The following is a 23,694-nucleotide window of genomic DNA, read 5'->3' on the forward strand; positions in this document are numbered from 1 at the left end:
GTCAGCGCACCGACCTGAGGAAGGGGCGCCAGGCGGCCGAGGGGAAGGTGAGTGCGCCGGAGGCGGGATCCTTGGAGTCGCGCACGGCGACCTGCTCGGGAAGAACCGCGATCTCGACACAGTTACCGTTGCCAGTGCCGCTGTAGCTGCTCTTCACCCAGGCGACCTCGACGCACTCGCCGTTACCGCCGTTGCTGTAGCTGCTCTTGCGCCAGATCAGTCGTGCCTGCTGGGCTGGGGTCATAGTGGCCGGTCCTCGGAATGTCGTAGTCGCTTGCCAGGGTGGCAAGCATCTCCTGGGATTGTCTCGCATCCAGCGCGTCATCGGCTACCCGTGCCAACGCGGTGCGATAAGCCTCCACATCCGGTGGCTCTTTGAGGAACAAGCTTGAGGTGTAGTGCTGGGCGTAGACGATCGGCTTGTGATCCGGGTACCTCATCAGCCAGAAAGCCGGACCGAAGATGCCAGGCGGAAAGGCTTCATCGGGAACTACTCGTACCGCGCAGCCAGCGCGGTGACCGGTAAGCACGAGGTGCAGCATCTGCTCGTGCATCACTTGCTCGTTTCCCACGATGGACCGTAAGGGATGCTCGTGGATGAAGAAAACAAACTGCGGTCGGTCAGCGCTGCGCAGCAGCCTTTGTCGTGCGAGTCGGGCTTTGACTCGGAGCTCGACTCCTTCGGCGTTGAAAACGCCAGAAAGCCGGAACAGCGCACGGGCGTAGTCCTCGGTCTGGAGGATTCCGGGGACCAACTGAGGTTCGAAGACCGTGATGCTGCTCGCGGTGGTCTCGTGGGTGATGAGCGTGCTCAGCTCATCCGGCAACTGGTCGCGATGCGGCCGGAGCCGGTACGGATCATCGGCTTCCCGCGCCATCTCCATGATCCGACGCGTTTCGTCGGTCGCCACCCCGCAGTAGGCCAGCAGCCGGATGAGGTCGAACTCCTCGATCCTCCGCGACCCGGTTTCGATACGCGAGATCTTGCTGGCCGAACAGCCCAGCTTCCGCGCCAGCTGTGCCTCGGTCAACCCGGCCGCGAGCCGGGCGCACCGTAGATCGTCGCCCAGTTCCTTGGCCTGTGGCGTCACCATTCGCGCTCCCATGCGATCAACCTAGAACCGCTGGTCAACAGCACGGGAGCGCGACATAGCCGAATCACCACAACGGATGCCGGTGTGCCACCCGGCACGGATTACGCCGATCGGGGGCCTATCCCTTGGCGGGTTCGGAACGGAACGAGCGGCCGCCGTCGTCACCGCAGGAGACGATGGTGACGCCCTGCCGCGAGGCGTGCGGGGCCATGGCGCAGGTCCAGCCCGAAGTCAGCCTGGCTTCCCGCATGGTGCCGCCCTGCGGGTCGATCGGGTGCTTCTTGTACTCGTCGAGGACGTTGAACACCTCGGTGCAGCCCACGGTCCCGGCCGGCTTGGCCTCGGCGATCACGTCTTGGGCGTCCTTCTGGTTCGGATCGGTGGGCCCGCAGTTGACGTCCTTGCCCTCGGACGGCTTGTCGACGGGTGTGCGGTGGGGCGTATCGGTCTGGCGTCCGGCACCCGGGGCCTTGGTCTGCTGGCCGCCACCGGACGCGCCGTTGGCGCTCGTGCCCGGGCTCGGCGCGCTGGAGGTGATCTGCGGCGCCGCGGAGGTGCTGGGCGCCGGGGCGGCCGAGGGCGCGGCGTTGGAGCCGCATGAGGAAAGCAGGAGGACACCACCGGCGACGGCGGCGGGTACCAGGGCGAGCAGGCGCTTGTTCATGGTGTTTCTTCCCCCTTGAGAAGGTTTTGCTCTTTGCCTGTCCAGACGGGCGTAGCGGGAACCGGGTTGCTCCTGCGGGCAAACGTAATTCACCGACTGTCCAGCACAACCTGTGGAGGGTTCACACGTCCAAGATCTCTGCCCCGAGACGCCCTGGGTTGCAGAGCGCGCAACGCTGATCAGGCGAGCCGGGTCAGCTCGACCGAAACGTCCAGTGTGGACTGTCCGCCGCCGGTGAAGATGCCCTTCAGCGGTGGCACGTCCGCGTAGTCGCGGCCGGTCGCGACCCAGACGTGCCGGGGACCGACGCCGATCGCGTTCGTCGGGTCGTAGGCCCACCAGCCGCCGGTCCAGACATCCACCCAGGCATGGCTTTCCCCGGCGACGACCTCGCCCAGCTTCGCCTCCGGCTTCGTGTGGAGGTAGCCCGAGACGTACCGCGCGGGGATCCCGATCGCCCGCAGCATCACCAGCGTGACATGTGCGAAGTCCTGGCACACGCCCTCGCGCGCCTGCCACGCGTCGGTGGCCGTGCTGTGCACCCCGGTCGTCCCCGGCTGGTACTTGAGCTGCTGGTTGACCCAGTCGCACACCGCGAGCACCGCGTCCGCCGGATCCAGCCCCTTGCGCAGTTCACGGGCCACTTTGGACAGTTCGGGGTCGCGCGGGGCGTACGGCGTCGGCGTCAGGTACTCGGTCCGGTGATCGACGACGGTGTCGCTGTGCAGTTCCTTCCACGTCGCCGTCCGGATCGGCTCGGCCTCGTCGGCGGTCTCGACCACCGACGTCGCGAGCACGGTGAACTCGGTGTGCGGCGCGTGCAGGTCGAACGAGGTCACGACGGTGCCCCAGTAGTCCGTGTACCGGTAGGCGCGGGTGGCCGGCGCGGTTTCGATGCGTGTCGCGACCGTGGTCTGCCGGCGGTCCGAGCGCGGGGTCAGCCGGGCCTCGTTGTACGACTGCGTCGCCGGGGTCGCGTACCGGTAGCCCGTCCGGTGCGCCACCCGAAGCTGCCACGTCACAGCGAAACCTCCGCACCGCTCCAAGCCACCCACGGTGACGTGTGGAAGTACTGCATCGAGACCGATTCCCCGATGTCCTTTATGGACGTCTGGAGCGAGCCGAGCCGCCGGGGCAGGTCCTCCAGCAGGTCCGACGGGCGGAGGAACTCCAGTTCGCTGCGCGCCCGCCCGAGTTCGCGCAGTGCCTCCGACTGCTCGTTGTGGCGCGCGCCGCCGCCGGGGTCGAGCCGTTGCAGGCAGTCCTCGGCCTGACGCAGCGCGTGGAACACCGAACGCGGGAACAGCGTGTCCCGCATCAGGAACTGCACGACGCGCCCGGCGTCCAGCGCGCCGCGGTAGGTGCGCAGGTAGGTGTCCTGCGCGCCGGCCGAGCGCAGCACGGTGATCCAGCCCGGCGAGGACGCGCGGTCGGAAACCCGCGAGAGCAGCAGGCGGACGATCATGTCCGCGCGTTCGATCGAGCGGCCGAGCACCATGAACAGCCAGCCGTCGTCACGGCTCATCGTCGAGTCGGCGAGCCCGGCGAACATCGCCGCCCGTTCCTCCACAAAGGACAGAAAGGCGTGCGGTCCGGCCCGGCGCGCGTACCGTTGCCGGTCCGGCACCGCGTTCCACGTCGCGTTCAGGCACTCCCACAGCTCGGTCGAGACGACCTCGCGCGCGCCGCGGGTGTTCTCCCGCGCGGAGTTGATCGAGCCGACGATCGAGGCCGGGTTGTCCTTCGCGTAGGCGACCAGCTCGGTCAGCTTCCACACGTCCAGCGATTCGACGTCGGTGACCGGGATGCCGAGCACCGCCAGCAACTGGCGGCTCGCGATGTCCGGGTCCACCGTGGCGTCCTCCAGCAGCTGGTGCACCGAGACGTTGAGGATCCGGGAGGTGTCGTCGGCGCGTTCGACGTACCGGCCGATCCAGTACAGCGACTCCGCGTTGCGTGCCAGCACTACGAACCTCCCTTAGTTCTGTTGCTGCTGTTGCTGCTGCTGGGACGTGGACAGCTCCGGCCCCTGCTCGGCGACCAGACCGTCCACAGCGGACACCTCGCCGAGCGCGGGCCGGTCCAGCTCTCGTTCGGCGGTGGACGAGCGGGCCGCGAGCACCCAGGTGTCCTTCGAGCCGCCGCCCTGCGAGGAGTTGACCACCAGGCTGCCCTCCGGCAGCGCGACCCTGGTCAGCCCGCCGGGCAGCACGAAGATCTCCTTGCCGTCGTTGACCGCGAACGGCCGCAGGTCGACATGCCGCGGCGCCAGCCGGTCCTCCACTTTGGACGGTACGGTGGACAGCTGGACCACCGGCTGGGCGATCCAGCCGCGCCGGTTCGCGCGCACCTTGCGCCGCAGCGCGGCCAGTTCGGCGGCGGTCGCCTCCGGGCCGAACACGATCCCGTACCCGCCGGAGCCCTCGACCGGCTTGACCACCAGTTCGTCCAGATGGGACATGACATGGTCGAACTCGTCCGGCAGCCAGCAGCGGAAGGTGTCCACATTGGGCAGCAGCGGCTTCTCCCCGAGGTAGTACTTCACCATCTCGGGCACGTAGGTGTAGACGAGCTTGTCGTCGCCGACACCGTTGCCGACCGCGTTCGCCACCACGACGTTGCCCGCCCGCGCCGCGTTGAGGAGCCCGGCGACGCCGAGCACCGAGTCGGGCCGGTAGTGCACCGGATCGAGGAACTCGTCGTCGATCCGCCGGTAGATCACGTCGACCTGCTTCTCCCCCTCGGTGGTGCGCAGGTAGACGACGTTGTCCCGGCAGAACATGTCACGGCCTTCGACCAGCTCGACACCCATCAGCCGCGCGAGCAGCGAGTGCTCGAAGTACGCCGAGTTGTAGACGCCGGGGGTCAGCACCACGACGGTCGGATCGGCCACATTGGACGCCGCCGCCGCGCGCAGCGCCCGCAGCAGGTGTGACGCGTAGTCGCCGACCGGACGCACCCGGTGCTGGGCGAACAGGTCCGGGAACACCCGCGCCATCGTGCGCCGGTTCTCCATCACGTACGACACCCCGGACGGGTTACGGAGGTTGTCCTCCAGTACCCGGAACGTGCCCTCCTCGTCGCGCACCAGGTCCACTCCGGACACGTGGATGCGGACGCCGTTGGGCGGCGCGATGCCGAAGGCCTCGCGCTGGAAGTGCTCGCACGAGGTGATCAGCCGTCGCGGCAGCACGCCGTCGCGCAGGATCTGGCGGTCGCCGTAGACGTCGGCGAGGAACGCCTCCAGCGCCCGGACCCGTTGCGCCACCCCGCGTTCGAGCCTGCTCCATTCGGCGGAAGGGATCACGCGCGGCACCAGGTCGAGCGGGAACGGCCGCTCCTGCCCGGACAGCGAGAACGTGATGCCCTGGTCGACCATCGCCCGGTCCAGCGCGGCCGAACGGGCGGTCAGGTCGTTCGCGTCCAGCCCGGCGATGGACTGGTACAGCGCCCGGTAGGGCCCGCGGACCGTGCCGTCGGAGGCGAACATCTCGTCGTAGGCGTCCGCGTGCGGCCGCTGCGGCGCGAGGTAGCCGTCGAACTGCGCCCCCGGCCGCGACGTGCGGCGTCGCTGCGCCGGCCGCGCGCGTCGTCCGGCGGGAGGCAGGCGGGGCACGGGGGTGTTGTTCATGCCCGACATCCTCGCTCACGCTCCGGGGTCGGCGCGATACCGGCGTGTCGGACAGCGGCTGACGAAGATTCACGAGAGAAACATGAGGCCGGTGCAACCTTCCCGGTGTGCGGGTCCGTATGAGCCGGTGGAAGAAGGGGGGTGCCCATGGCAGAGCGCCGGATGTTCACCCAGGTGGCGCGTGACCGGGCGGTGTCCTGGCGGCGCGTCGCCTTCCTGATGTGTGGTGACTGGGGGCGCGCCGAGGACATCGTCCAGGTCGCTCTGATCCGGCTGGCCAAGCACTGGGACCGGATCGACCTGGCGGGTGTCGACGCCTACGCGAGGAAGGTCATCGCCAGGCTCGCGGTGGACGAGGCCCGGCGCGCACACCACCGCGAGGAGGTGCGAGCCGCACTGCCCGATCGGCCCATGGTGTCCCTGAACAGCGACGATGCCCTGGATATCCGGGATGCGCTACGGCGCGTCCCACCGCGGCAACGGGCGGTGCTGGTGCTGCGGTTCTACTGCGACCTGACCGTCGCGCAGACGGCCGCCGCGCTGAACATCCGGGAGGGGACCGTGAAGTCCCAGACCACGCGCGGCCTGGACACGCTGCGGTCCTTCCTTGCCGAGTCCAGTCAGTTGTCCGGTGATCGAGGCTGAGGAGTGAGCATGACCAAGGAAAAGGAACTCTTCGTACGAGCGCTCGGAACCGATGAGCCGCCGCTGAATCTGGACTTCGAGGCACTCGAGGCGACGAACACCCGGCGACGTAGAGCGAAGTCGATCGCGCCGCTGGCCGGGGCGGCGGTTGCGGTGTCGGCAGTCATCGGCGGCGTCGCGCTGGTGACCGCTCCGGAAGCGCCGCCTGCCGTTCAGGCTGCGGCCGGCGCACCGCCCGCGGTCAAGGTAGAGGTGCCGACCGTGCGGGACATCGCGTACTGCTATCGGACCGCCGACATCGGTAGCCGGGAGCCCAGCCAGCGGGTTCCGATCGGGATCAATGGGACAGGCAAGGACGGCCGCGGGGATGTCGCCGCGGTCGCCATGAGGATCTGCGGCAGCGCCTGGAGGGACAACGTCTACCACTGGCAGCCGCCCGGTGATTCCCCTGGGCAGCATCAATACGCCGTACCGGCGCTGGTTTCCTGCGTGCTCGACTCCAGTGCGCTGGGTGCGGAATCCGGAGCGGTCGGAGTGTTTCCCGGAGACGCCGCGACCTGCGCTGCACTCGGACTTTCCGCCGCGCGAATTCCCTGAGCCGCGGCCACGGTGGCTGGCCTGTCGGCAGACCAGCCACCGTGACCTTGGCTCAGTGCTGCCAGGTCAGTTCGGGCGAAAACGCGAGTGGATCACCCGTTGTAGACCTGCAGGGCGACAACGTTATCGTTGTAGTAGTCGCCCAGGTAAGGGACGTCGAGATTGAAGTAACCCCAGTCGCAGTTCGTTTCGGATGCGTCACATTTTTCGGTGTGGACCTTGACTCGGTTGCAGTTGTTGTACCCCTGCATCGAGCTGACGTTGTTTTCGACGCTCCAGTAATTGACCAGGTGATAGCCTGAGGAATCGCAGCCGCCCGCGGTCCCGTAGAAGGAGTAGATCACCCCGCCTCCGTAGTTGGCGTCCTGGTATTCGTTCAGTAGCAGGGTCTCGTCGAAGGCGCTGACCGGCGAGTTCGAGGCACGCGCGTGCTCGGATCTCGCCTTGTGGTGAGCGTCTTCGCCGGACGCGTGCGAGCAACTCTTGGCGAGCACCTTCGAGTGCCCGTTCTTGTCCAGCTCCTTGCTGACGATTACGGCGCAGTACTCCCCGGCTGCCGGATCGGCCGATTTTACCTCGATGGTCGATGCATGTGACATCGCCGGCGCGGTGGCTAGGCCAATCGCAGTAAGGGACGCTACAAATGCGCCAGAAAGGGCAGAACGAGACATTTTGAACATGGGACTCCCAATTAACTCGAACTTATCTTGTTCGACTCGGGAGGGTGTCCCGATGACTGGGGATGTGCGCTGCGTAATCGCGCACGGGCGATTACGGTGCATTCCCCTGTCGAGTGTTCAACCCTCCCCAAGCGAACACGAAGAAGCGCTTCCAAGATATCGCTTCCGAAGTACTACGTTATTTGAGAATTGTGGAGCGAAGTACCTCCGAAGGGGTGGTGTTGATCTGTGGAGTGCTCTGCGCGTTCCTCGGCGCTCAGGCCGACCGGCGTTCGCCTCAGGTGTCCGAGCTGCCCGAACCCGGCACCGCCGCGCCCGGGGCGTCCGGCTGACGTAGTCGCTTCCGGGCAAGGCGTGGGCGCGGCGGCTACGCTCCGCCGGACGGGTTCGTATCCCGGTCCGGTGGCTATCGGCGAAACGGCCCCGTAACGTCCCGGTGCTGTGCTAGACCTCCGATGAGTGGCAGTATGCGAGCACTCGACAGCTTGAGAACACGAGGAGTAACGACGTGGCCCGAGGACCCCAAGTGAAGGCGTTCGCGCTGCTCCCGGCGTTCGCCCTGGTCGGCCTGACCATGGCGTGTGGCGCGGGCGGGAGCGGCGCTCCCGACGCGCCGAAGGGCAGTGGCGAGCCCGGCGCGGCCACGGAGATCAAGCCGGCCGCCAAGGACGACAAGCTGGCCGCGCTCGTGCCGGACAGCGTCAAGGCCGACGGCAAGATCCTTTTCGGGCAGGACCAGAGCTATCCGCCGAACGAGTTCGTCGAGAACGGCAAGCCGGTCGGCTTCGACGTCGACCTCGGCACCGCGGTCGCCCAGGTGCTCGGCCTGCAGAGCGAGTTCCAGAACTCCGACTTCGCCGGGATCATCCCCGGCGTCGAGGCGAACAAGTACGAGATGGCGATCTCGTCGTTCACGATCAAGGCCGAGCGGCTGCAGACCGTGGACATGGTCTCGTACTACAAGGCCGGTACCTCGCTGGGCGCGCTCAAGGGCAACCCGGACAAGCTGAGCGTCGACGACCTGTGCGGCAAGAACATCGCGGTGCAGAAGGGCACCACGCAGGTCGAGGACCTCGACGCCAAGAACAAGAAGTGCACCGAATCGGGCAAGCCCGCCATCAACATCACCCAGCTGCAGGCGCAGACCGACGTGAACCTGGCGCTGAACGCGAAGCGCGTACAGGGCGAGCTGGCCGATTCGCCGGTCATCGACTACGCCATCACCCAGACCAGCGGGCAGATGGAGCGCGTCGGCGACCCGTACGACAGCCTGCCCTACGGCATCGTGCTGAAGAAGAACAGCGGCGACTACGGCAAGGCCGTCCAGGGCGCGGTGCAGAAGCTGATGGACGACGGGACGCTGCAGAAGCTCATCGACAAGTGGAAGCTCAACCCGGTCGGCGTGCTGAAGAAGTCGGAGATCAACCCGGCCGCCTCGTGAGGCGCGCAGTTAGGACGTAGTTCTCGTGTCGCAGAACCCCGAAGCGGCGCCTCCGAAGCCGGAGGCGCCGCTCGACGCCGAGCCCATCCGCGCGGTCCCGGTGCGCCATTACGGCCGCTGGGCCGCCGGGCTGGTCATCCTCTTCCTCGCGTTCATCGTGGTCCGCAGCGTGGTCACCAATGACGCGCTCCACTGGCCGGTCGTCGGCGAGTACCTCTTCGACTACCGGATCCTGCAGGGCCTGCAGAACACTCTCATCCTGACCGTGATCTCGATGGTCATCGGCGTCGTCGGCGGCATCCTGCTCGCGATCATGCGGCTGTCGCCGAACCCGCTGATGTCCGGCGCGGCCGCGGTGTACATCTGGCTGTTCCGCGGGACGCCGGTTCTCACCCAGCTGGTGATCTGGAACTTCCTCGCGCTGGCGTACTCCCGGATCGGGCTGGGCATCCCGTTCGGCCCGACCTTCATCAGCTGGGACACCAACACGCTGATCAACCTGTTCACCGCTTCGCTGCTGGGCCTCGGGCTCAACGAGGCCGCGTACATGGCGGAAATCGTGCGTGGCGGTATCCAGTCCGTCGACGGCGGCCAGCTCGAAGCCGCGAGCGCGCTCGGCATGAAGCGGACGACGACGCTGCGGCGGATCATCCTGCCGCAGGCGATGCGCGTGATCATCCCGCCTACCGGGAACGAGACGATCTCGATGCTCAAGACCACGTCGCTGGTCGTGGCCATCGGGTACTTCGAGCTGATGGTCGCGGCGCAGTCCATCTACTCGCGGAATCTGCAGACGGTCCCACTGCTCATCGTCGCGGCGCTCTGGTACCTCTTCCTCACCTCGGTGCTGACGGTGGGCCAGTACTTCGTCGAAAAGTACTTCGCCCGCGGGACGTCGAGAGAAGTCGTCGACCGGACGAAGTGGGGGACCAGGATGTTCGGCTTCAAGGCCGGTCAAGGCGGCGGCGGACAGGGCGGAGGTTCGACAGCATGACCCCGGTCGTTTCCGCGCAGCGGATCTGCAAGAGCTTCGGCAGGGTCGAGGTGCTCAAGGGCATCGACCTCGAAGTGCACGAACGCGAGGTGCTGTGCCTGATCGGCCCGTCCGGTTCGGGCAAGTCGACGCTGCTGCGCTGCATCAACCACCTGGAGAAGATCGACGCCGGACGACTCTACGTCGACGGCGAGCTGGTCGGCTACCGACAGCGTGGTGACAAGCTGCACGAGCTGCGCGAGAAGGAAATCGCGTTGCAGCGCAAGGACATCGGCATGGTGTTCCAGCGCTTCAACCTGTTCCCGCACATGACCGCGGTGGAGAACGTGATGGAGGCGCCGGTCCAGGTCCGGCGCGAGCCGAAGGCGCAGGCGCGGCAGCGGGCGCTGGAGCTGCTGGAACGGGTCGGTCTCGGCGACAAGGCGTTCAACTACCCCGGCCAGTTGTCCGGTGGCCAGCAACAGCGGGTGGCGATCGCGCGGGCGCTGGCGATGCAGCCGAAGCTGATGCTGTTCGACGAGCCGACCTCCGCGCTGGACCCGGAGCTCGTCGGCGACGTGCTCGGCGTGATGAAGCAGCTCGCGAAGGACGGCATGACGATGGTCGTCGTCACCCACGAGATGCAGTTCGCGCGCGAGGTGGCCGACACGGTGCTGTTCATGGACGGCGGTGTCGTCGTCGAAAAGGGACCGCCCGAACAGGTCATCGGGAACCCACAGCACGAAAGGACCAAATCGTTCCTGGCGCGGGTACTCAACCCGAACTCTTAACCTTCCGTTTGCCTCGATGCAATACCCGGGCCGGAGTAATTTCCACTCTGGAAATACTCCGGTTCGGGGTATCTATCGAGGTGGCGACATGATCAACTGATCATGATCAACCGAATTCGTTCGGTAGTCGTCAATGAGGGAGGTTTTTCGTGCGAGACTGGATGCGGAGAATTGCGGCCGGTGCCGTGGGTTTGGCGGCCGTCAGCACGCTTTCCGTCGTGGGGGCCGAGGCGGCGAGCGCATCGAATGACGCCGTCACCGCAGGTGGTGGCGGGTGCCCGCGGCCGCTCGGGTGCAGTAGGACGTTCAATGACTATCAGAGCTGTCATCTCGATTCACGGGACCACCAGCGCTACTACGAGATTATTCTTCAGTGTTATCAGATGGACGACGGACGTTGGGTTTACATGTACGTCGACCGGTGATGACTGACAATTTCTGTCCAGTCCGGTGAATGGGGTGCTTCACCGTGGTCTGTGACGCGGTGAAGCACCTTTCGGGCTGCGTGAGGCAGGTCGGCACCGGTCGGCGACTACCGATGGTCGCGCGAGGTGGACAGACCGTGGCGAACCAGGTTACCGGTGCCGAAATTGCCCGGTTCGTTGTTCCCGAACGCCTGCGGGCGCCGTTCGGTTTCGCTACCTTGAGCGGGAGAGCACGCAGCTGACCGGTCCTCGCCCGGTCGGCGGAAGCCCGTGTTCGAGAAGGGGGCCCTGGGGGGTGTCGACGGACAACCTGCTGCCACCGCTGGACCCGTTCGCGGGTGTTCCCGACAAGCGGTACGAGGTCAAGGCGGCCGACCTGCTCAAGCCGGGGACCGGGGGCATCCTGCGCTGGCGCCGCCAGGCCACGAACGCGCCGATCGTGCAGGTGGAAGACGCCTACATCACCGGCACCTTCGATCTGCGCGCGGCCAACCTCAACTTCCTGTTCCGGTTCGAGCGCTGCCGGTTCGAGCATCCGCCGGACGTGCGCGAGGCCAACCTGCTCGGTCTGGTGTTCCGCAAGTGCTGGCTGCCCGGTCTCAAGGCCCGCAACATGCGCAGCCGCAACGACGTCCGGCTGATCCGCAGTGTGGTCGAGGTCGAGGACGACGACAACGAGCTCGACGAGACCACCATCCAGCGCGGCGACGACCGGGAACGCGGCAAGCCGAACGCCGCGGTCAACCTGACCGACGCCGTCGTCGAGGGCTCGGTCGTGCTGACCAGGACCACGATCTCGCATCCGCGCGGCAAGGCGATCCAGGCCGACCGGCTCGTGGTCACCGGCGCGCTGCTGGCGTACCGCATGGTGGCGCACGGCGAGGTCCGCATCCCCGGCCTTCGGGCCGGCGGTAACGTCAACTTCTCCGGCGCGACGCTGAACAACAAGGACGGCTTCGCGCTCAACGGGAACGGTCTGCACATCGGCGGCAGCCTGCTCTGCGAGGTCGACAACTACGGGCCGCCGAGCCAGCGGCAACGCTTCTCCGCCAACGGGATCCTGTATCTGCCGAGCGCCACTGTGGACAGTGACATCGTGTTCCGCGAGGCCAGGATGGTGGCCAACCAGAGCGGGCCGATCGTGGTGGACGCCTGGAAGTCCAACGATCCCTACCTCGACCCGCGGCCGGCGTTCGTCGCCGACCGGCTGAAGGTGGACGGGAACCTGGAGCTGAGCGACGGTCTCCAGGCGATCGGCACGCTGCGGATGGTCAACGCGCGTATCGGCGGCTCGCTGCGGCTGGCTGGCGCGGAGATCACGGTCAAACGGGGTGAGCACGCGCCGTACTACGACCGGGCGCTGCACCTGGACGGCTCGTCGATCGGCGGTGACGTCGAGGCGACCAGCCTGCGGGTGCCGAGCGGGCAGCTGCGGCTGTCGGACATCACGGTCGGCGGGAACCTGCTGGCCTGGAACTCGATGCTGCTGCATCCCGGCCGGGACGCGTTTTCCGCGCGCCGCGCGAAGATCGCCGGGAACCTCCAGCTCACCGACGCCACCCTGGAAGGGACGTTGCGGCTGCAGGGTGTGGAGGTCGGCGGCAGCGTCAACCTGTTCGGCACCCGGCTTTCCGAGCCGGGAAAGCGCACCACCAGCAGCTTTTCCCTCGATCTGCGCACCGCGCGGATCGGCCGCGACCTCATGCTCACCGAGGACAAGGACCGCCCGTTCCTCGCCGAGGGCGGGGTGAACCTCGACGGCGCCCAGATCGCCCGGCGCGTCGATCTCACCGGCGCCGAACTGGGTTCGCTGGCCGAGCACGGCATCGCGATGGACGCCAGCGACGTCACCGCGGACGAGTTCAAGCTGGCGCCGAAGGAAGCGCCTTCCGGACGGCTGCTGCTGCGCCGCGCGCACTGCGGGACGCTCGCCGACAACGACGAGCTGTGGGCGGCCGAGGGCGGGATCGAGCTGGAGGACTTCCGTTACGACGCGCTGAAGAAGAAGATCGCGCTCGACGACGACAAGGCGCTCGATCGCCGGGTCGCGTTGCTGCGCAAGGCGATGCGCGGCTATCGGCCGGGCCCGTACGAACAGCTCGCCGCGATGCTGCGGGCGTCCGGTAACGAGGAGCACGCGTCCACGGTGATGCTGCGCAAGCAGCAGTTCCGGTACGAGGCACTGGCGCGTGGTTTCAAGGTGTTCGGGCCGGGCGTGCGGATCTGGAGCTGGCTGCAGCGGTCGATGGTCGGGTACGGCTACCGCCCGGTGCGCGCGCTCGGCTGGCTGCTGGCCCTGCTCGTGCTCGGCAGCCTCTGGTTCGGGTTCGGCTCGGACAACTGCGTCAACGAGCGCAGTCCCGACGCCAGTACGCAGGTCCTCGCGAAGGGCCAGCGATGCGTGGTCAACAACCAGGACACCGGGATCGAGTGGAACCCGGTCATCTACACCGCGGACCTGCTCGTGCCGATCGTCGACTTCGGGAACAAGTCACGCTGGTACATGCACGGCGTCGACAAATGGGTCGCGGCCGGGTTCACCGCGTCGGGCTGGATCCTCGCGTCGACGGTCGCCGCCGGTGTCAGCCGCATGCTGAAGCGTGACAACTAACCTTCGTACTGTCAGTATGTGTCCATACCAGCGGTATGGAGGTGCTCAATGACGGAGCCCACGGCGACCGGCCTGATCGAGATCGGCGCGTCCCCGGACCGGGTCTACGACCTGGTCAGCGACCCTGGGAAGCTGGCCGGGCTCGCCGAGGAGTACAGCGGGCACCGGTGGCTCGGCGGGGCGAGCGCCGCGGCGGTCGGCGCGCGCTTCCGCGGGAACAACCGCCGCGGGCCGCGGCGCTGGAGCACGATCGCGACCATCACCGACGCCGATCCGGGAAAGCGCTTCGCCTTCGACGTCACGTTCCTCGGCCTGCCGATTTCGCGCTGGCAGTACGACATCGAGCAGTCGTCGGCCAATCGCTGCGTCGTCACCGAGAGCACCTGGGAGCGTCGCCCCGGCTGGCTCAAACTGCCGACGTCGACCGCGACCGGGGTGTGGCGCCGCGCCGAGGCGAACCGGGCCAACATCGTCGCGACGCTGGCCCGGCTGAAGAGCGCCGCCGAACTCGCCTGACTCTCCACAAAGGACTTATCTGGCTCGTTGTCGCCGGGTTCGAGCGCCCCAATGTGGCATTGGGTGCGTCCAACGCACCGAATGCCACATTGGCTGCGTCCAACGCAGCGAACGCCACATTGGGGCGTTTGACCGCGTCGATACCCGACCCGGTTACTCCAGGAACTGGGACCAGAACGGGATTTCCCGGAGCGGGGCGGTGTTCGACTCGACCGGTTCGTCGCCGAACTCGTGCGCGAGGTAGTCGCGGATGTCGTTGCCGTAGACGATGATGTCCGTCTGGTACACCGAAAGCACCGGGTAGCCGGTCGAACCCGCGATCGCGGGCAGGTACCGGTGCCCGCACACCGGGACCAGCCGCGGGACCTCGGCGAGCTGACGTCGCGCCACCGCGAGCGCGTCGGACAGGTCGATCGGGCGCATCCCCCAGTCGGGTAACCAGAAGGCGTTGTGTTCGACGTCGTACAGGACGCCGTCGACCGGCCAGTCGAGGCGTTTGCGCAGCTGGTCGGGGTTTCCGCACCGCCAGTCCGGCCACCGGTCGCCGATGGGCACGCCCGCGGCGAGGAACGTTCGGTGATCGGCGGCGAAGCGGAAGCCGAACCGCTCCTCGACCTCGTCGAGCTCGGCGTCGCTCAGCCCCGGGCGCACCGGTTCTTGGAGGCTTACCTGGACGGCGCGGGCCTCCTCGAGGGTCAGCGCGCCGGTCGGCTGGACAGTTGACATAACCATGAGCCTAAGTCGCGCCTCGCGCCGTCGCCTTTTCTTTTCCGCCGCCCTGACGCGGCCGGGGGCGTCCTCCTGTCGGGTGAGCTCGGCCTCCCACGGCGCGGACATCGGAACACTGCGTGAGCACATGTAGTTCACTTCTTACGTGACTTCTTCACCACCGCAGGCCCGCGTGCGGGCCCCCGAGCTCACCGGCGAGGGCTGGCTGAACACCGGCGGCCGCCGGATCACCCTCGCCGAGCTGCGCGGACGCGTCGTCCTGCTCGACTTCTGGACCAGCGGCTGTATCAACTGCCTGCACGTGCTCGACGAACTGCGCCCGCTCGAAGCGGAGTTCGCGGACGTACTGGTCACGATCGGTGTCCATTCCCCGAAGTTCCTGCACGAGGGCGAGGCGGCCTCGATCGAGGCCGCGGTGCGCCGCTACGAGGTGCACCACCCGGTGCTCAACGACCCGGGCATGGCGCTGTGGTCGCAGTACGCGGTGCGCGCGTGGCCGACCCTGGTGGTCATCGACCCGGAGGGCTACGTCGTGCACGTCGCCGCCGGTGAGGGGCACGGCGAGGCGCTGCGCCGGGTGATCGCGGACCTCGTCGCGAAGCACGAGGCCAAGGGCACGCTGCGGCGCGGCGGCAGCCCGTACGTGCCGGTCGAGGAGCAGGCCGGTGAGCTGCGGTTCCCGAGCAAGGCGGTGACCACCGACGGCGGCCGCGTGCTGGTCGCCGACACCGGGCACCACTCGATCGTCGAGTTCGCCTCCGACGGCGAGACCGTGATCCGCCGGTTCGGCAGTGGAAAGCGCGGTGACCAGGACGGGCCGTTCGACATCGCCGCGTTCGCCGAGCCGTCCGGGATCGCGTTGCTGCCAGGGGAGATCGCCCGGCGCGTCGGCTACCACGCGGTGGTCGCGGATTCGGCGGGACACCGGCTGCGCGGGCTCGATCTCACCACCGGCGAGGTCACCACGGTCGCGGGCACCGGAAACCAGTGGCGTGACGGGACGGACACCGGCCGCGCGCTCGACATCGACCTCACCAGCCCCTGGGACGTCGTGTGGTGGCCGCCCGCGGGCGGCGTCGTGGTCGCCATGGCGGGCAACCACACGCTGAGCGTGTTCGACCCGGCTTCGGGGACCATCCGGCGCTTCGCGGGCACGACGGTCGAGGGGCTGCGCGACGGCGACGTGCACGAGGCGTTCTTCGCGCAGACGTCCGGGCTCGCGGTCGACGGCGACAAGCTGTGGCTGGCCGACGCCGAGACCTCGGCGCTGCGCTGGATCGAGCCCGACGGCGAGTCGTTCACCGTGCGCACCGCGGTCGGCGTCGACCTGTTTTCCTTCGGACACACCGACGGGCCCGCCGAGAAAGCGCTTCTTCAGCACCCGCTGGGCGTCGCCGCGCTGGCCGACGGCCGGATCGCCGTCGCCGACACCTACAACGGCGCCGTGCGTGCCTATGACCCCGCGACGCGGCGGGTCACCACGCTCGCCACGGGACTGGCCGAACCGCAGGGCCTGCTCGTGCACGACGGCAGGCTGCTGGTCGTCGAGTCCGCGGGCAACCGGGTCGCGCCGTTGTCCGGCGACGAGGCCACGACCGTCACGGGCGACGCGCACGCGGTCCGGCGCCCGCCGACCGTGCTGGCCACCGGGGACGTCGAGTTCAGCGTGGTCTTCACGCCGCCGCCCGGGGAGAAGCTCGACGACCGGTACGGCCCGTCGACGCGGCTGGAGATCAGCGCCTCGCCGCCGGAACTGCTCGCCGAGGGCGGCGGGATCGGTACCGACCTGACCCGCCGGATCCGGTTCGCCGAGGGCGTCACCGAAGGCGTGCTCCAGGTCGTCGCGCAGGCGGCGAGCTGCGATGACGGCGGCGAGCACCCGGCGTGCCGCATCACCCGGCAGGACTGGGGTGTCCCGGTCCGGTTCGAAACCGGCGGTGAGCGTGCGCTGAGTCTCGTCATGGCGGGCGAGCCGAAGGAACCGGTCGCTGGTCAGTAGCATGAGTCGCGTGTCTGAGGGCCCGAAACTCGAGATCCAGATGCTGCACGACAGGGTGCTCGTGCGGCTGTCCCCGGAGGAGGGCGAGCGCCGCAGCAGCGGCGGCATCGTGATCCCCGCCACAGCTCAGGTCGCGCGCAGGCTCGCCTGGGGTGATGTACTGGGCGTGGGCACCAGCGTGCGGAACGTCAAACCGGGCGATCGCGTGCTCTTCAACCCGGATGACCAGCTCGAAGTGGAGATCCAGGGCGAGGGGCACCTGGTGATGCGCGAACGGGACATCCACGCGGTGGCGACGGAACGGACGGAACACGGCACCGGCCTCTACCTGTAGCGCCGGCGCCAGGGGCAGGGGAACCCGGAGGCAGGGGCGTGCGCGAGAACCACGACGAACCGAGACCGGGCGAAGGCACGGATCTGTTCGAGGACGATCTCCTGCCGTTCGGGCAGGAGGACGAGGATCTCGCCGACGAACTGCTCGAAACTCCGCGGGTCGTCCCGCCGCCCACCCCGGCCAAGCGGTTCCGCAAGGGCATCGGCAAGGTGGTCATGCTCGTCGGCGGCGTCATCGCGCTGTTCGTCGTGCTCTACGCCACGGATCTGCTCAGCAGCGCCGGTGACGTCCCGCGCGGGGTCACCGTCGCCGGGATCGACGTCGGCGGGCTGAGTCACCGCGACGCGGCGGACAAGCTGCACCGGGAGCTGGAGCCTCGGCTGACGAAGCCGTTTTCGGTACGGGGCGGCGATGTCCGTACGCAGCTGGTGCCCGCCGATTCCGGGCTCGGCCTCGACTGGCCGAACACCCTGGAGCAGGCCGGGCACCAGCCGCTCAACCCGATCACGCGGATCCTGTCGTTCTTCACCCAGCGCGAGGTCGGCGTGGTGACCAAGACCGATCCGCAGGTGGTCTCCCAGTCCGTCCGGCACCTCGCCGGGGCGACGCTGGATCATCCGGTGGTCGAGGGCGCGGTCGGGTTCACGCCGATCCCGGGCAGCGACGGCGGGGTGACGCCGTACGCGATCGAACCGCGGCAGGGACAGCGGCTTGACGACGTCGACGGCGCGGTCAAGGCGATCACCGACGGCTGGCTCACCCCGCACGGCGTCGACGTCCGGATGACCGTCACCCCGGTCAAGGCGAGTTCGGCCGGGGTACACACGCTGCTGGACAAGGTCGTCGCGCCCGCGGTCGCGAAACCGGTCGTCGTCCACGGACAGGGGCGCCAGGCGGTGCTGAAGCCGGCCGCGATCGCGAGTTCGTTCCAGTTCGCGGGCAAGGACGGCGGCGCCGTCGAGGTGCGCATCGACCAGGGCAAGCTGCGGGACGCCGTGCTCGGAGAGCTGAAGCCGACCGAGACCGACGGCAAGGACGCGGAGATCGTGTTCGAGGCCGACCGGCCCACGGTCAAACCGTCCGAGGACGCGCGGAAGATCAACTGGGAGAAGACGTTCGTCCCGCTCACGCAGGTCCTCGCGCGGCCGGACGGGCGGGACCTGAACGTCACCTACGACGCGAAGAAGCCGAGCGTGACCACCGAGGCGGCCAACGCGCTCGGCATCAAGGACCTGATCGGCGAGTTCACCGTCGGCGGCATGTCGGGTCCGGTCGCGACCAACAACCAGCTGCTGGCCGCGCGGGTCTCCGGCGCGATCGTCAAGCCGGGCGAGACGTTCAGCCTCGGCGCGCGTTCGGGCCCGCGTACCGCCGAATACGGCTACGTCGCCGCGCCGGCGAACGAGGATGGCACCGGGCCTGCCGTCGTGGGCGGTGGGGTCTCGCAGTTCGCGTCGGTGCTCTTCAACGCGGCGTATCTGGCCGGGCTCGCCGACGGCGGCCACGTCGCGCACGACTACTACCTCGATCGGTATCCGGCCGCGCGGGACGCGAAGGTCGTCAACACCGACGGGTCACCGGTCGAGCTGAAGATCACCAACGACGCGCAGACCGGGATCGCGATCCAGGCGAGTGCTTCCGGGGACGCGGTGACCGTGCGGATCTGGGGCACGAAACGGTTCCGCGTCGAGAGTGTGTCCGGGGCGCGGAGTGACCCGAGCCCGCCGCCGGTCCAGGTCGGCCCGGGTACTCCTGGTTCGGTCTGCCAGCCGTCGCCGGGTTCGCCGGGCTTCACGGTTTCGGACATCCGGGTGTTCTACGACGTCAACTCCGGTGCCGAGGTGCGGCGGGACAGCCGGACCTCGACCTATCAGGGGCGGCCGATCGTGCTCTGCTGAGGTTCAGCGGAGCACCACGCAGCCCGCCGCCTCGAAGTCGGCCAGCCACGAGGGTTCCCGGAAGTACTTGTTCCAGCGCAGATCCAGTTTGTCCAATGTGGACAGCCGGGCGAGCGAACTCGGCAGCGTCGTCAGCGCGTTCTCGCGGAGGTCCAGCTGGCGGAGGTCGGGCAGCTCGCCGATCGAGTCCGGCAGGGTGCGGAGCCGGTTGCCGCGCAGGTGCAGCTCGCGCAGGCTGGAAAGGGTGCCGATCGACTCCGGGATCTCGGTGATTTCGTTGCGGTACAAGCGGAGTTCGCGCAGCGCGCCGAAGCCGGTGAGGTCCTCGGGCAGCGCGCCGATCCGGTTGTCCGTGCAGCCGAGGTAGCGAAGCCCGCCGAGCCCGCACAGGGATTCCGGGAACTCGGTGAGCTGGTTGTCGCTGAGGTAGAGGTACTCGGTGAGCCCGGCGAGCGCGCCGAGTTCGTCGGGCAGGTCGGTGAGCGCGTTGTGCCCGAGGTCGAGGGTGTGCAGCCGGTCGAGCGCGGCGATGGCCGGGGAGATCTCGGTCAGCCGGTTCGCCGCGAGGTTGAGCACGCGCAGCCCGGTGAGTGTCCACAGTGACTCGGGGAGCGTGGCGATTTCGTTGGCGTACAAGCTCAGCTGTTCGAGCCGGGGCGCGGTGGTGAGCTCGCCGGGGAATTCGGTGAAGGCGTTGCGGTCGAGGTCGAGCCGCACGACGTCGTCGAGGGCGACGTCCTCGGGCAGCTCCGTCAGCCCCTGTCCGCTGAGATCGAGCCAGTGCACAGGGGCCGACGGTACCGGGTTTCGTCAGCTGCCGGTGCGCTGGCCGCCCTTGACCTTCGCGTAGATGCCTGTCGCGAGGATGACCCCGACGACGGCCGCGGCGACCTGGAAGATGTGCCGGATCCAGTCGATCCCGCTGGTGTGCCGGACACCGAAGACCCCGGCCAGCCAGTTGCCGATGAAGGCGGCGACGATGCCGACCACGATGGTCAGCCAGATCGGGATCTTCTGCGCGCCCGGGGCCAGCAGCCTGCCGATCACGCCGAGAATCAGGCCGACCACGATCGTCGAGATGATGCCCCAGAGTCCACCGAGCATGACGCTCTCCTTCGTCCGTGGGAACACTGTGGTGTCACCGTGGCACCAAATCCGGCAAACCGCCCCAAATGTGCCCTGACCGGGTGAGTCATCCCCGCTCCCGATGTCGCATCGGCCTCCGTGAATGCCACATCGCGGGATTCAGAGTCCCTCGATGTGGCATTCACGGACCACGACCCGCTCGGCTTATCTGGAGATGCCCTTGCGCCCGTAGAGCCCGGCGGCGATGCTCACCCCGATCGCCGCCAGTGCGACCTGCGTGATGATCTCCAGCCAGTCGATGCCCTTCGTGTCGGCGTACCCGAGCCCGCGGGCGATGGCGGTGCCGACGAAGGCGGCGATGATCCCGACCACGATGGTCAGCCAGATCGGGATGCTCTGCCTGCCGGGGGCGAACAGCTTGCCCAGCAGCCCGAGGATCAGGCCGATCACGATCGCGCTGATGATGCCGGTGACGGTCATCGGGTCTCCTCTGCTCGTGTGCTTAGGTCCCCCGGGTACCCACTTCTCCGGGGTTTCCGCCAGGAAGACACGAGATCGGCGCGATTCGTCACGCCCGAAACCACGAAGGGGCCCGCCTCGAGCGAGGCAGGCCCCTCCGGGTCCGGGGGATGGAAACTCAGAACGCGGCTTCGTCGAGCTCCATGAGCGCGTTGTCGGCGGCCTCGACGATCGCGCGGCGCGCGGTCAGCTCGGGCAGCACGCTCTTCGCGAAGAACGAGGCCACGGCGATCTTGCCCTCGTAGAACGGGACGTCCTTGGCCGAGGGCCCGCCGTCCAGCTTCTGGATGGCGATCTCGGCGTGCTTGAGCAGCTGCCAGCCGATGAGCAGGTCACCGACCGACATCAGCAGCCGGACCGTGTGCTGGCCGACCTTGTTGATGCTCTGCGGGTCCTCCTGCGACGCGGTCAGGTAGCCCACCAGCGAGCCGAGCATGCCCTGGGTGTCCTCCAGCGCCTGCTTGAGCAGCCCACGCTCGTTCTTGAGCCTGCCGTTGCCCGCCTCCGCCTCGATGAACTTCGTGACCTCGCCCGCGACGTGCGCCAGCGCGGCGCCCTTGTTGCGGATGATCTTGCGGAAGAAGAAGTCCAGCGACTGGATGGCCGTGGTGCCCTCGTACAGCGAGTCGATCTTCGCGTCGCGGATGTACTGCTCGATCGGGTAATCCTGCAGGAAGCCCGAGCCGCCGAGCGTCTGCAGCGACTGCACGAGCTGCTCGGTGGCGCGCTCGGAGCCGACGCCCTTGACGATCGGCAGCAGCAGGTCGTTGACGGCGTGCGCCAGCTTCAGCGACGCCTCGTCGCCCTCGCCGGTCCACAGCTGGTCCTGGAAGGAGGCGGTGTAGAGGTAGATCGCGCGCAGGCCCTCGGCGTACGCCTTCTGCAGCATCAGCGAGCGGCGGACGTCCGGGTGGTGGGTGATGGTGACGCGCGGCGCGGCCTTGTTGAGCATGTTCGGCAGGTCGGCGCCCTGGACCCGCTCCTTGGCGTAGTCGCGGGCGTTGAGGTAGCCGGTGGACAGCGTCGCGATGGCCTTGGTGCCGACCATCATCCGGGCGTACTCGATGACCTGGAACATCTGCGCGATGCCGTCGTGTACCTCGCCGAGCAGCCAGCCCTTGGCCGGGGTGCCGTGCTGGCCGAAGGTCAGCTCACAGGTCGTCGAGGCCTTGATGCCCATCTTGTGCTCGACGTTGGTCACGTAGGCGCCGTTGCGCTCGCCGAGGTCACCGGTCTTCGGGTCGAAGTGGAACTTCGGCACCAGGAACAGCGACAGGCCCTTCGTGCCGGGGCGCGTCTCGATGCCGGGACCCTCGGGACGGGCCAGCACCAGGTGCATGATGTTCTCGGTCATGTCGTGCTCGGCCGAGGTGATGAACCGCTTCACCCCGTCGATGTGCCAGGAGCCGTCCTCCTGCTGGATCGCCTTGGTGCGCCCGGCGCCGACGTCCGAACCGGCGTCCGGCTCGGTGAGCACCATGGTCGCGCCCCACTGGCGCTCGATCATGATCCGCGCCCACTGCTTCTGCTCTTCGGTGCCGTTCTTGTCCACGATCATGGCGAAGTTCGGGCCCGCCAGGTACATGAACAGCGGGGCGTTCGCGCCGAGGATCAGCTCGGAGGCGGCCCACTGGACGGTCGGGGGCAGGCCGAAGCCGCCGAGGTCGTTGGTGAGGCCGAGCCGCCACCACTCGCCGTCGAGAAGCTGCTTGTAGCTCTTCTTGAACGACTCCGGGATCTTCACGCTGAAGTCCTTGGGGTCGTACACCGGCGGGTTGCGGTCCGCGTCCGCGTACGACTCGGCCAGCGGGCCGGTCGCGAGCTTGTTCAGCTCGGACAGGACACCGCGCGCGGTGTCCTCGTCGGACTCGGCGAGCACGCCCTTGCCCAGGCGTTCCTGCACACCGAGCACCTCGAAGAGGTTGAACTCCAGGTCTCGGACGTTGCTCTTGTAGTGGCCCATGTCGTCACTTCCGTTTGTGTCGGCTCCCCGGCTGGGCACGCGTTCCCCTACTCGCCGGTAACTTCAGGATATTACCTGCTGGTAACCAGAGCAAGCGCTGTGCCACTTCTGTGGCGTTCTCGTCAGCCGGAAATGTGACGTGGACCAGGAAACTCGCTTCTAGTGTGGTACCTGTGACGCCGCCGCCGGGGCGACCGGGCTCGCGGGGGCGATGGAGTCGTCCGGTTTGGCGATCAGGATCCCCGACCGGAAGGCGATGGTCACCGCGTGTGTCCGGTCCCGCGCGGACAGCTTGCGCAGGATGCTCTTGACGTGCGTCCGGACGGTCTCGACGGACAGGAACAGCAGCTTCGCGATGGCCGAGTTCTCCAGCCCCTCGGCCACGAGCTGGAGGACCTGGTACTCGCGACGGGACAGCGGCATCGCGGCGCGCGGCGGCGCGGTGTCGTCGGGGAGTGCGGCACGGGGCGCTGGTTGACGCTTCGGCCGCGCGGTGAGCGCGGCGAGCGACGGATCGATGTAGCGCCGATCGCTGTGCGCCCGTCGCACCGCCTCGGCGAGCCGGCGCGGGTCGATCGAGCGGGGGACGATCGCGTGCGCGCCCGCGGCGATCGCGGTGGCGAGGTACTGCTGGGTGCGGTTGGCGTCCCGGATCAGCGTGACGATCACCAGTGCCGGGTCACCGGTGCTCAGCAGCCTGGTGAGGTGACAGTGCGGGTCGAGCGCGGAGTCCAGCACCACGACGTCGGGCCGGACCTGCTCGCACAGCTGCATGGCGGCGTGGTGACTGGCCGCCATGCCCGCCCAGTGCAGGCCCTGGGTCCGGTGCACCATCGCGGCGAGTCCCTCCCGCAGGAGTGGGACGGGATCGACAGCGGCCACGCCGAGGCTTCTGGCCCCCGCTGGTGGTCCGGACGCGCTCCCCAGCGTCCGGTTGGGCTCGATGCGGCGCATCTGTGGCCTCCGTCTCTGCACCGCCATTCCCGGGGTCGGACCCCCCACGCGTGCACCGATGAGCACGTGGCCCGACGCCACCCGGTTCCTCCTGCTGGGACCGGACAGGAATGACACCTTGTGGTTATTACGACCCGGTAGCGC

At 68.1% G+C, this 23,694-nt stretch carries 23 protein-coding genes; 10 read left to right on the forward strand and 13 right to left on the reverse strand.

Annotated features, from left to right (window positions below; all coding sequences use genetic code 11):
• Position 1: 1 nt before the first annotated feature.
• From ABD987_RS19430 to ABD987_RS19455, 6 genes are all read right to left on the reverse strand, one after another.
• Positions 2-244, reverse strand: coding sequence for a DUF397 domain-containing protein (locus ABD987_RS19430; protein WP_345395079.1), 243 nt, complete (start codon positions 242-244; stop codon positions 2-4).
• Positions 183-1,094: a helix-turn-helix domain-containing protein gene (locus tag ABD987_RS19435; RefSeq protein WP_345395082.1), complete on the reverse strand. Its 912-nt coding sequence runs from the start codon at positions 1,092-1,094 to the stop codon at positions 183-185. The genes ABD987_RS19430 and ABD987_RS19435 overlap by 62 nt, the downstream gene beginning before the upstream one ends.
• A gap of 118 nt (positions 1,095-1,212) precedes the next feature.
• A complete protein-coding gene (locus ABD987_RS19440; protein WP_345395085.1) occupies positions 1,213-1,758 on the reverse strand; it encodes a hypothetical protein in 546 nt (181 codons plus the stop codon).
• 179 nt (positions 1,759-1,937) lie between these two features.
• Positions 1,938-2,780 carry a transglutaminase family protein gene (locus ABD987_RS19445; RefSeq protein ID WP_345395088.1) on the reverse strand — a complete coding sequence of 281 codons (843 nt, stop codon included), beginning with the start codon at positions 2,778-2,780 and terminating at the stop codon, positions 1,938-1,940.
• On the reverse strand, positions 2,777-3,724 hold the full coding sequence (locus ABD987_RS19450; protein WP_345395091.1) for an alpha-E domain-containing protein: 948 nt from the start codon (positions 3,722-3,724) through the stop codon (positions 2,777-2,779). Before ABD987_RS19450 ends, ABD987_RS19445 begins: the two co-directional genes overlap by 4 nt.
• Before the next feature lie 12 nt (positions 3,725-3,736).
• The gene (locus tag ABD987_RS19455) at positions 3,737-5,398 is read right to left on the reverse strand and encodes a circularly permuted type 2 ATP-grasp protein (protein WP_345395094.1); all 1,662 of its coding nucleotides are present in this window, start codon (positions 5,396-5,398) and stop codon (positions 3,737-3,739) included.
• 138 nt (positions 5,399-5,536) lie between these two features.
• Here ABD987_RS19455 and ABD987_RS19460 point away from each other — a divergent pair, with 138 nt between their 5' ends.
• Both ABD987_RS19460 and ABD987_RS19465 read left to right on the forward strand, forming a co-directional pair.
• On the forward strand, positions 5,537-6,034 hold the full coding sequence (locus ABD987_RS19460; protein WP_345395097.1) for a sigma-70 family RNA polymerase sigma factor: 498 nt from the start codon (positions 5,537-5,539) through the stop codon (positions 6,032-6,034).
• 9 nt (positions 6,035-6,043) lie between these two features.
• Positions 6,044-6,631 carry a hypothetical protein gene (locus ABD987_RS19465; protein WP_345395100.1) on the forward strand — a complete coding sequence of 196 codons (588 nt, stop codon included), beginning with the start codon at positions 6,044-6,046 and terminating at the stop codon, positions 6,629-6,631.
• Between the two features lie 92 nt (positions 6,632-6,723).
• Here ABD987_RS19465 and ABD987_RS19470 read toward each other — a convergent pair whose 3' ends face one another.
• The gene (locus ABD987_RS19470) at positions 6,724-7,311 is read right to left on the reverse strand and encodes a hypothetical protein (RefSeq protein WP_345395103.1); all 588 of its coding nucleotides are present in this window, start codon (positions 7,309-7,311) and stop codon (positions 6,724-6,726) included.
• Positions 7,312-7,852: 541 nt separating this feature from the next.
• Here ABD987_RS19470 and ABD987_RS19475 point away from each other — a divergent pair.
• From ABD987_RS19475 to ABD987_RS19495, 5 genes are all read left to right on the forward strand, one after another.
• A complete protein-coding gene (locus tag ABD987_RS19475; RefSeq protein WP_345396178.1) occupies positions 7,853-8,752 on the forward strand; it encodes an ABC transporter substrate-binding protein in 900 nt (299 codons plus the stop codon).
• Positions 8,753-8,777: 25 nt separating this feature from the next.
• On the forward strand, positions 8,778-9,746 hold the full coding sequence (locus ABD987_RS19480; protein ID WP_345395106.1) for an amino acid ABC transporter permease: 969 nt from the start codon (positions 8,778-8,780) through the stop codon (positions 9,744-9,746).
• On the forward strand, positions 9,743-10,516 hold the full coding sequence (locus tag ABD987_RS19485; protein WP_345395109.1) for an amino acid ABC transporter ATP-binding protein: 774 nt from the start codon (positions 9,743-9,745) through the stop codon (positions 10,514-10,516). Before ABD987_RS19480 ends, ABD987_RS19485 begins: the two co-directional genes overlap by 4 nt.
• 720 nt (positions 10,517-11,236) lie before the next feature.
• Complete coding sequence (locus ABD987_RS19490) at positions 11,237-13,552, forward strand: oxidoreductase (protein WP_345395112.1); 2,316 nt, start codon at positions 11,237-11,239, stop codon at positions 13,550-13,552.
• A gap of 48 nt (positions 13,553-13,600) precedes the next feature.
• The gene (locus tag ABD987_RS19495; protein ID WP_345395115.1) at positions 13,601-14,068 is read left to right on the forward strand and encodes an SRPBCC family protein; all 468 of its coding nucleotides are present in this window, start codon (positions 13,601-13,603) and stop codon (positions 14,066-14,068) included.
• A gap of 153 nt (positions 14,069-14,221) precedes the next feature.
• Here the strand turns inward: ABD987_RS19495 and ABD987_RS19500 are convergent, their stop codons facing one another.
• The gene (locus ABD987_RS19500) at positions 14,222-14,794 is read right to left on the reverse strand and encodes a hypothetical protein (RefSeq protein ID WP_345395118.1); all 573 of its coding nucleotides are present in this window, start codon (positions 14,792-14,794) and stop codon (positions 14,222-14,224) included.
• 175 nt (positions 14,795-14,969) lie between these two features.
• On the opposite strand from ABD987_RS19500, the gene ABD987_RS19505 reads away from it, so the two are divergent.
• The 3 genes from ABD987_RS19505 to ABD987_RS19515 are packed head-to-tail and all read left to right on the forward strand — an operon-like array spanning position 14,970 to position 19,028.
• Complete coding sequence (locus ABD987_RS19505; protein ID WP_345396181.1) at positions 14,970-16,796, forward strand: NHL domain-containing thioredoxin family protein; 1,827 nt, start codon at positions 14,970-14,972, stop codon at positions 16,794-16,796.
• 1 nt (position 16,797) lies between these two features.
• Positions 16,798-17,130, forward strand: coding sequence for a GroES family chaperonin (locus ABD987_RS19510; RefSeq protein ID WP_345395121.1), 333 nt, complete (start codon positions 16,798-16,800; stop codon positions 17,128-17,130).
• A 38-nt stretch (positions 17,131-17,168) separates the two neighbouring features.
• The gene (locus tag ABD987_RS19515) at positions 17,169-19,028 is read left to right on the forward strand and encodes a VanW family protein (protein ID WP_345395124.1); all 1,860 of its coding nucleotides are present in this window, start codon (positions 17,169-17,171) and stop codon (positions 19,026-19,028) included.
• 3 nt (positions 19,029-19,031) lie between these two features.
• Here the strand turns inward: ABD987_RS19515 and ABD987_RS19520 are convergent, their stop codons facing one another.
• The 5 genes from ABD987_RS19520 to ABD987_RS19540 form a co-directional block, all read right to left on the reverse strand.
• Positions 19,032-19,775: a leucine-rich repeat domain-containing protein gene (locus ABD987_RS19520; RefSeq protein ID WP_378214201.1), complete on the reverse strand. Its 744-nt coding sequence runs from the start codon at positions 19,773-19,775 to the stop codon at positions 19,032-19,034.
• Positions 19,776-19,838: 63 nt separating this feature from the next.
• Positions 19,839-20,132 carry a GlsB/YeaQ/YmgE family stress response membrane protein gene (locus ABD987_RS19525; RefSeq protein WP_345395129.1) on the reverse strand — a complete coding sequence of 98 codons (294 nt, stop codon included), beginning with the start codon at positions 20,130-20,132 and terminating at the stop codon, positions 19,839-19,841.
• Between the two features lie 186 nt (positions 20,133-20,318).
• A complete protein-coding gene (locus ABD987_RS19530; RefSeq protein WP_345395131.1) occupies positions 20,319-20,594 on the reverse strand; it encodes a GlsB/YeaQ/YmgE family stress response membrane protein in 276 nt (91 codons plus the stop codon).
• Between the two features lie 157 nt (positions 20,595-20,751).
• A complete protein-coding gene (locus tag ABD987_RS19535; protein ID WP_345395133.1) occupies positions 20,752-22,596 on the reverse strand; it encodes an acyl-CoA dehydrogenase in 1,845 nt (614 codons plus the stop codon).
• Between the two features lie 159 nt (positions 22,597-22,755).
• Positions 22,756-23,550 carry a response regulator transcription factor gene (locus ABD987_RS19540; protein ID WP_345395136.1) on the reverse strand — a complete coding sequence of 265 codons (795 nt, stop codon included), beginning with the start codon at positions 23,548-23,550 and terminating at the stop codon, positions 22,756-22,758.
• Positions 23,551-23,694: the final 144 nt, after the last annotated feature.

Source organism: Amycolatopsis samaneae, assembly GCF_039541975.1.
In the GTDB taxonomy this organism is placed as follows: domain Bacteria; phylum Actinomycetota; class Actinomycetes; order Mycobacteriales; family Pseudonocardiaceae; genus Amycolatopsis; species Amycolatopsis samaneae.